Source organism: Micromonospora sp. URMC 105 (assembly GCF_051386295.1).
In the GTDB taxonomy this organism is placed as follows: Bacteria; Actinomycetota; Actinomycetes; order Mycobacteriales; family Micromonosporaceae; genus Micromonospora.
The window spans coordinates 1-8,280 of the sequence record NZ_JBPQTL010000154.1 but is presented as its reverse complement, the minus strand read 5'-3'; the positions used below and the strand labels follow the sequence as shown (position 1 = coordinate 8,280).

The 8,280-nt window shown below is 72.6% G+C and carries 6 protein-coding genes and 1 tRNA gene; 1 reads left to right on the top strand and 6 read right to left on the bottom strand.

Going from position 1 to position 8,280, the window contains the following annotated elements:
• Positions 1-40: 40 nt before the first annotated feature.
• The 5 genes from ACSNN7_RS27915 to ACSNN7_RS27895 form a co-directional block, all read right to left on the bottom strand.
• Positions 41-117: transfer RNA gene (locus ACSNN7_RS27915), tRNA-Met, on the bottom strand.
• Positions 118-176: 59 nt separating this feature from the next.
• Positions 177-1,100: a hypothetical protein gene (locus ACSNN7_RS27910; RefSeq protein ID WP_436684041.1), complete on the bottom strand. Its 924-nt coding sequence runs from the start codon at positions 1,098-1,100 to the stop codon at positions 177-179.
• Complete coding sequence (locus tag ACSNN7_RS27905) at positions 1,090-1,599, bottom strand: SigE family RNA polymerase sigma factor (RefSeq protein ID WP_436684040.1); 510 nt, start codon at positions 1,597-1,599, stop codon at positions 1,090-1,092. Before ACSNN7_RS27905 ends, ACSNN7_RS27910 begins: the two co-directional genes overlap by 11 nt.
• Positions 1,600-1,756: 157 nt before the next feature.
• A complete protein-coding gene (locus tag ACSNN7_RS27900; RefSeq protein WP_436684039.1) occupies positions 1,757-4,720 on the bottom strand; it encodes a UPF0182 family membrane protein in 2,964 nt (987 codons plus the stop codon).
• Positions 4,721-4,835: 115 nt separating this feature from the next.
• On the bottom strand, positions 4,836-5,849 hold the full coding sequence (locus ACSNN7_RS27895; protein ID WP_436684038.1) for a YlbL family protein: 1,014 nt from the start codon (positions 5,847-5,849) through the stop codon (positions 4,836-4,838).
• Between the two features lie 182 nt (positions 5,850-6,031).
• On the opposite strand from ACSNN7_RS27895, the gene ACSNN7_RS27890 reads away from it, so the two are divergent.
• Entirely contained in the window at positions 6,032-7,267 is a 1,236-nt protein-coding gene (locus ACSNN7_RS27890) for a zinc-dependent metalloprotease (RefSeq protein WP_436684037.1), read from the top strand.
• Between the two features lie 287 nt (positions 7,268-7,554).
• Here the strand turns inward: ACSNN7_RS27890 and ACSNN7_RS27885 are convergent, their stop codons facing one another.
• Complete coding sequence (locus ACSNN7_RS27885; RefSeq protein WP_436684036.1) at positions 7,555-8,163, bottom strand: hypothetical protein; 609 nt, start codon at positions 8,161-8,163, stop codon at positions 7,555-7,557.
• Positions 8,164-8,280 lie beyond the last annotated feature (117 nt).

Sequence of the window (8,280 nt, the reverse complement as noted above, 5' to 3'; positions counted from 1 at the left end):
GGCGAACGGCCCGAGGATCAGATCCTCGGGCCGTTCGTCGTGGTAGCGGGGACAGGATTTGAACCTGCGACCTCTGGGTTATGAGCCCAGCGAGCTACCGAGCTGCTCCACCCCGCGTCGGCTCGTTAACCGTAGCCTACGGGGCCCCGGGCCCGCAAAACGGGCCCGGAACGCAGTCAGCGCAACCAGTCCCGGATCGCCGTCACCGCCCGGCGGCTGTCCGCGTCGACCTGCGGTTTCGGGCTGGAGCTGCCCTCCCAGCCCTGGTCCCAGAGCACCGTCACCACGTTCCCGACCCGGATGGCCCGAATCAGTCGCAGCTCCTCGTCGCCGGTCGGCTGGTCGTTGACGTCCAGGAAGGGCTTGCGCATCTCGAACAGCACGGACTCGTCGCCGTAGCCGCTACTGGGCAGCAGCTTCTGCCGGGACGTCACGCTGCCGACCGGCTGCGTCGGGCAGTCACGCACCGCATCGCGCAGTTCGTCGAGCGCGGCGGCGGCCCTGCCGTCGCGGTAGATGGTGATGCTGTGCCGGTAGAGACCGTCCGGGATGTTCCCCTCCGGCGTGCCGGCCAGCTTGAACGGCAGCGTCCGGACGCGCTGCCGCACCGTCCCCGACGCGCCCGGCTCCGCCCCGCAGAGCTCGGGCAGCACCTCGTCCTCGCCGAACCCGGATCCCGCCCCGGTCTCGTTCGCCGCCGCCAGCGTGAAGAAGGCCGAGTCGGGGATCGAGGTCGGCGTCCGGGCGGTCGGTGAGGTGCGCGTCGATGACGTGGACGGGGGTTGCTGCGAGGCCGACCCGCCCGGGCCGGACGAGGACGCCGAAGGGGTGGGCGTGGGCTCCGACGGGACAGGGCTGGACGACGGCGGGCCCGGGCTGTCGGCGGGCGGACCCACCCGGGTGTCGGGAGCGGCGGCGAAGACGAACTGGGCACCGACGGCCGTCCCGCCGACCAGCGCCGCCGCGGTCAGCGCCCCCAGCGCGGCGCGGGTCCGCGCCCGGCGGTCGGCGTAGCGGCGCACCGCGTCGGGTGCCGCCAGGCCGCGTGGATCGGTGTCCTCGGCGAGCGAGCGGTAGAGACCGGGCAGTTCACGCGACATCGTTGACCTCCAGCTCCTGAGACGAGACCCCGGGCAGCAGCTCGGCCAGCTTCGCCCTGCCCCGGGACAGCCAGGACTTCACGGTGCCGGTGGGCACCCCCGTCTCGCGGGCGATCTCCTCCACCGGCATGTCGAACAGGTAGTGCAGGGCCAGTGCCTGCCGTTGGTTCGCCGGCAACTGCCGCAGGGCAGCGACCAGCAGGACGGTGTCCTCGCCGGGTGGCCGTACCACGTCGGGTGGACCGGTGCGGCTCACCGCCGTCCGCCAGCCGCGCAGCCGGCGGAACCGGTCGGTGGCCAGGCGGCTGACCACCAGCCGCAGCCACGCCTCCGGCGCCGGATGGGTGGCGAGCTTGCCCCACTGCCGCCACGCCCGGGCGTACGCCTCCTGCACGAGGTCCTGCGCCTCGCCGTGGTCACCTGCCACCGCGTGGCCGTACCGGAGCGTTCGCGCCGACGTGCTCCGGTAGAACTCGTCGAAGCTCTGCGCGTCCCTCATGCCCACATCACGCCTCCCCGTTTCCCCCACCTGCTGACAAGACGGTCCACCGGGCCGGCCGGTTGCGGGCGGCGGGTCGGAAAAGCGACAAGCCCGCGACCGGAGGACCGTCGGGGTCCCCAGGTCGCGGGCTCGTCGGAGAGTCCCGCGCGGCGGCTCAGCCGCTCGGCGTGGGCGCCGGCGAACCGGACGGGCTGCCGCTCGGCGCCGGCGCCGGGCGGCCGGTCTGCTGCGCCTGCTGGAACGCGGTCATCGCCTCGTCCAGCGCCTTGAGCGCCCGGCCGTACCGCTCGAAGTCGCCGGACGTCTGCGCGGCCTTGACCTCGGCGATCGCCGTCTGCACCCGCTCCGCCGCGGCGGCCAGCTCACCGGTGAGCGGCGGCGGGTCGGCGCCGCCCGGAGGCGGCGGCGGGGTGCCGCCCGGCGGCGGCGGGGCGCCCTGCCCGGCCCGCTTGCCCAGGTCGACGAGCTGCTTGATGCCATCGGTGAGGTTGTCGGCCAGCGCCACGTAGGAGCCGCCGTCGCCGTAGGAGAGCAGCACCTTCTGCAGCAGCGGGTACGCGTCCTGCTGGTTGCTCTTCACGTAGACCGGCTCGACGTAGAGCATGCCGTCGCCGAACGGCAGGGACAGCAGGTTGCCGTACTGCACCTGCGCCTGGTTGGAGGAGAGCAGGTTGAGCTGCTGCCGGATGTTCGCGTTGTTGGTCATCTGCTGGTGCACCTGCACCGGCCCGGAGACCCGGGTCTGATCCGGCAGCTCCAGCACCTCCAGCTTGGGCTGACCGTCGACGTACGACCCGGAGATCAGCGCGGCGAGGTTCTGCCGCCCGTTCGGGGTGACCGCGGCGGTGAGCTGGAAGCGCGGTGCCGACTGCCCGGGGAACTGGGTGAACAGGTAGTACGGCGGCTGCTTCTGCCCGCTGTCCGGGGCGTCCGGCACGTTCGGCACCTGCCAGTAGTCCTGGCCGGAGTAGAAGTCGCCGGGGTCGGTCACGTGGAACTTGGTGAGCAGGTTGCGCTGCACCTTGAACATGTCGGCCGGGTAGCGGAAGTGCTCGGCCAGCTCGGCCGGGATGGCGTTCTTCGGCAGCACCAGGTCCCCGCCGAACGCCTTGTTCCAGGCCTTGAGCACCGGGTCGGTCTCGTCGAACTCGTAGAGCCGCACCGTGCCGTCGTACGCGTCGACGGTGGCTTTCACCGAGTTGCGCATGTAGTTGACGTTCTCCCGGGCCAGCTGGAACGTGCCCCGGTTGGTCAGCTCGTCGGCGGTCTCCGTCTGCAGGTTGACCCGCTCCGCGTACGGGTAGGTCGCCGCCGTGGTGTAGCCGTCGACGATCCACTGGATCCGGCCGCCCACCACCGCCGGGTACGGGTCGCCGTCGAGGGTCAGGAACGGGGCGACCTTCTCCACCCGGTCGCGCGGGTTGCGCACGTACAGCAGCCGGGAGTTGTCGTTGACCGCCTCGGAGAGCAGGAAGTTCGACTCCTGCTCCTTGATGGCGTAGAGCAGCCGGCGGGTGAACGAGCCGATCTCGACGCCGCCCTCACCGGTGTAGGTGTAGTACTGCTCGCCGCCAGTGGTCGGGGTGGGCCGGTCGAACTCGGCGTTGCGGTTGTCGTCGGACTGCCCGACGATCGCGTAGTCGCTCTCCTCCATCCGCTCGCCGTAGTAGATCCGCGGCTGGGTGGCCGGGATCTGCTCGGCCTGCGAGGAGCACGCCTCCTGCGCCTTCTCGCCGAGGAAGCCGGAGACGAAGTACGGCTGGCCGCCGCAGACGACCTGGTTGGCCGGGGCCGCGACCAGGCCGTACCCGTGGGTGTAGACGGTGTGCCGGTTGATCCAGTTGTTCTGCTGGTCGGTCAGCTCGTTGTAGTTGATCTCGCGGACGCCGACCACGTAGTCGGAGGTCTTGTTCGCCACCGAGTACCGGTCGATGTCGAGCTTCGGTCCGAAGTCGTAGAAGCCCCGGACCTGCTGCAGCTGCGTGTACGTCTCGGAGACCAGCTGCGGGTCGAGCAGCCGGACGTTGGGCACCACCGAGCTGTCGGTCACCAGGCTCGCCGGCGGGGTGAGGTTGCTCGCCGCGTACCCGGTGGTCTTCGTGTCGGTCAGGCCGAACGCGGCCCGGGTCGCCCCGATGCTGCGTTCGATGTACGGCGCCTCCTTGTCCCGGGCGCTCGGCTTGACCTCGAAGGTCTGCACCGCCCACGGGTAGATGCCGCCGATCGCGACGGCGGAGACGCCGAGCAGGGCCAGCGAGATGCCCGGCCAGACCAGGTTCCGCATCACCGCGTTGGAGAAGACGATGATGGCGATCGCCACCACCACCGAGATGTACGCCAGGATCTCCTTGGCCGGCAGCAGCGCGTTGACGTCGGCGTAGCCGGCGCCGTAGAGCTTGGCGCCCTCGTTGTACTCCAGCAGCATCGCCCGCCGGTCCAGCACGTACGCGACGGCCTTGAGCAGCACGAAGACGGCGACCAGGGTGGTGAGGTGGGCGCGGGCGGCGTTGGTCATCCGGTCGCCGACGCCCTGCAGCCGCACCCCGCCGAAGATGTAGTGCACGGCCAGCGCGCCGAGCAGCGCCAGCACCACGGCGGTGAAGCCGACGCCGAGCAGGTACCGCCAGAAGGGCAGCTGGAAGACGTAGAAGCCGACGTCGACGCCGAACTCCGGGTCCTTGACGCCGAAGTCGCCGCCGTTGCGGAAGAGCAGCCACTGGTTCCACCGGCTCTGCGCGGAGAGACCGGCGAAGAGCCCGAGCACCACCGCGGTCACGCTGATCCAGGTGCCCATCCGGGGCGCGAGCAGCGTCCGGTAACGCTCCAGCGTGGCCTGCTCCAACGAGTGCGGCCGCAGCGTCGGCCGCAACCGGTACGCCAGCCAGAGGTTGCCGCCGACGAACAGCGCCAGCCCCACCCCGATGGTCAGGAAGAGCAGCAGCCGGGTGACCAGCACCCCGGTGAAGACCTGGGTGTAGCGGACCTCCTCGAACCAGAGCCAGTCCGTCCACGCCTGGACACCCCAGCCGAGCAGGGTGAAGAGCACGAAGACCCCGACCAGGACGCCGATGGTGACGCGTCCGCGCCGGCTCATTCTCGGCAGGGGGCTGCTACGCATGACCACTGTTGGCTCCGCACGCTCGATGTGATCGGCTCCGGACAGGCACCCAGAGTACGGGGTGTTCCTGAACGTGTCGGGTCAAGGTCACGCCGCCCTGCCGGAGCGCGTCGGGTCAGCAGCGCGTGGGCTGCCCACCCGACCGCAGCGCCTCCAGCGCCGTCAATGCCTCGTCCAGCGAGCCGACCTTGATCAGGGGCAGGTCGGGCTGCGGATTGCGGACCGCCTCGGCGCAGTTGTCCGCCGGTACCAGGAAGACCTTGGCCCCGGCCTTCTTCGCCCCGACGAGTTTCTGCGTGATGCCGCCGATCGGGCCGACCCGGCCCTCGTCGTCGATGGTGCCGGTGCCGGCGATGATCTTCCCGCCGGTCAGGTCGGCCGGTTCGAGCTTGTCCACGATGCCGAGGGCGAACATCAGCCCGGCGCTCGGCCCGCCGATGTTGCCCAGGTCGATCTTCAGGGTGAAGGGGTGCGGCTGCCGCTGCTCCGGCACCAGGCCGACGCGCGGCCGGCCGTCCTGCTCCCGGCTGGTCACGGTGGCCGTGCCGGCGACGCCGTCACGGGTGTAACCGATCCGCAGCGCGGTGCCGGCCGGCTTCGCCCGGACCAGCTCCACCAGCTTCGTCGCCGTGGTCACCGCGACGCCGTCGACCGTGGTGATGACGTCGCCGGCCTTGAGCGCCCCCGCCGACGGGCCGTCCGCGGCGACCTCCTTGGCCACCACCTGCACCGGGTAGCCGAGCTCCACCAGCGCGGCGGTCTCGGCGCTGGTCTGCGAGTTCTGGAAGTCCTCGGCGTTGCGCTTCTCCACCTCCTCCTGGCTCTCGCCGGGCGGGTAGACCAGCTCGCGCGGCACCACCGCCTCGTCGTCGGAGAGCCAGCCGGCGATCGCGGCGCGCAGCTTGACCGTGGGCTGCACCCCCACCGTGGTCATCCGCAGCTGGCCGGCGGAGGTGGAGGTGGACCGGCCGCTGACCTGGATGACCTCCTTGCCGTCGGAGGTGCCGAGGGTGTTCACCGTCGGCCCCGGGCCCAGCACCACGTACGGGATCGGCGCGCCGAGCACGCCGATGCTGAGCAGAGTGGTGAGCAGAGCACCGAGGAGAACGGTCACGCCGCGACGTCTCATGCGGCAGAGCGTACCGATTCGGGTGGTGCCGGCCGGTCGGCCGAGGGCGACTTCGCCCTCAGCGCAACGCCAGCGGCGGCGACCTGGGGCGCGGCGCGCGTACCGTAGACGTCGTGCCTGATATTCCGTTCGGTTTCGCGCTCCCGGGTGGGCAACCACCAGACCCCAACGATCCCGCGCAGATGCAGCAGTTCATGTCGCAGTTGCAGCACCTGCTCTCCGCGTCGGGCAGCGGGCCGGTCAACTGGGACCTGGCCCGGCAGGTGGCCGCCAGCCAGCTCGCCGCCGCGGGCGACCCGGCGGTGTCGCCGTACGAGCGGCACGCGGTGGAGGAGGCGCTGCGCATCGCCGACCTCTGGTTGGAGCCGTCGTCCGCCCTGCCGTCCGGCATCCGCACCTCGGTGGCGTGGAACCGCAACGAGTGGATCTACAAGACCCTCGACGTCTGGCGCAAGCTCTGCGACCCGGTGGCCAGCCGCATGGTCGGTGCGATGGGCGACCTGGTGCCGCCGGAGGCGCGGGCCCAGCTCGGCCCGATGCAGTCGATGGTGGCGACCCTGGGCGGGGCGCTCTTCGGCGGGCAGCTCGGTCAGGCACTCGGCTCGCTCGCCGCCGAGGTGCTCTCCGCCGGTGACATCGGGCTGCCGCTGGGCCCGGCCGGCACCGCCGCGCTCGTTCCGGCCAACATCCGGGCGTACGGCGCGGGCCTGGAGCTGCCCGAGGACGAGGTCCGCCTCTACGTGGCCCTGCGTGAGGCCGCCCACCAGCGGCTCTTCGAACACGTCCCGTGGCTGCGCGGGCACGTGCTGACCGCGGTGGAGAACTACGCCTCCGGCATCCGGGTCAACCGGGAGGCGATCGAGGAGGCGATGGGCCGGGTCGACCCGACCGACCCGGAGTCGATGCAGGCGATCGCCCTGGAAGGCATCTTCACCCCGGAGGACACCCCGGCGCAGAAGGCGTCCCTGGCCCGGCTGGAGACGGTGCTCGCGCTGGTCGAGGGCTGGGTCTGCCACGTGGTGGACAACGCCGCGGGCGAGCGCCTGCCCAACGTGGTCCGCCTCGGCGAGGCGTTCCGCCGCCGCCGGGCCGCCGGCGGTCCGGCCGAGCAGACCTTCGCCGCGCTGGTCGGGCTGGAGCTGCGGCCGCGCCGGCTGCGCGAGGCGTCGGCGCTCTGGGCCGCGCTCACCACGCACCGGGGCATCTCGGGCCGGGACGCCGTCTGGGGCCACCCCGACCTGCTCCCCTCCGACGACGACTTCGCCGACCCGGTGGCGTTCGCCACCGCCCAGCTCGACCTCGACGACGAGCTGGCGAACTTCGACTTCAGCGCGCCGGGCGGCCCGGAGGAGCAGGCACCGGGCGGCGGCACTCCGCCCCGCTCCGACGACTCCGGGGACGACACCGACCGGTCCTGACCCGCACCGCCGCCGACCGGGCCGCGCCTTCCGCGCGCCCGGCCGGCGGTGTCTGCCCTTGGGCCCGGCCGGCGGTGTCTGCACTTCGGCCCGGCCGACGGTGTCTGCACTTCGGCCCGGCCGACGGTGTCTGCGCTTCAGCCCGGCCGACGGTGTCTGCGCTTCAGCCCGGCCGACGGTGTCTGCGCTTCAGCCCGGCCGGCGTTTGGTCCGGCCGGTGGCATCGGCACTCCCGCCCATTCCGGGTGGCGGCCCGGACGGCCGGGCTCCGCTCCGCCGCCCCGGGGTCAGCCTCGGCGCGCGGGGCCGGAGAGCAGGGTCCGGGTGGCGTCCCAACCCTCGACCGCCGGGTTGAGCGCGGCCAGGTCGGCCGGACCGCGCAACCGCCGCCAGGCGGGGGTGACCGCGACGTCGCCCGGTGCCGGCGCCGCGCGGCGCACGTCCGCCGGCACCGCCGCGTCGAGGTCCAGCTCCGGCAACCATCCGGGTACGGGCAGCCGGGTCGCCACCCCGAGCAGGCCGGGGCCGCCCCCCTCGACCGGGGCGACCGCCACGGGCCGGCTGGTGAGCGGCCGAAGCAGCTTGCCCAGCGTCAGGCCGGGCAGGTCGGGCGCGTCGGCGGCGACCACGGCCGCCTGGTCGTACCCGGTCAGCGCGGCCAGTGCGGCGTTCACCGTGGGCTCGGCCACCTCGTGCACGGCGGTACCCGGCCAGATCACGGCGTCGGCGAGCCGGCGATCCGCCGGGGTGACCGCCACCGCGGTCTCCACCTCGTTGAGCGTGGCGAGCAGGTCCACCACGTCCTCGGCCAGCGCGGTCCGCCACTGCACCGGATCGATTCCCGGCGGCGCCCAGGTCACCGGCGCGAGCAACGCCACCACCACACGTCGGACCACGCCTCCGACCCTATCCCGCACACCCGCCCCTGGCCTGTTCGCGCGCGTGCGCGTGCGCCGATGATCGACTCCGGTTTGCGGCGGGTCGGGGCATCAACGCGCGCTGATGCCCCGACC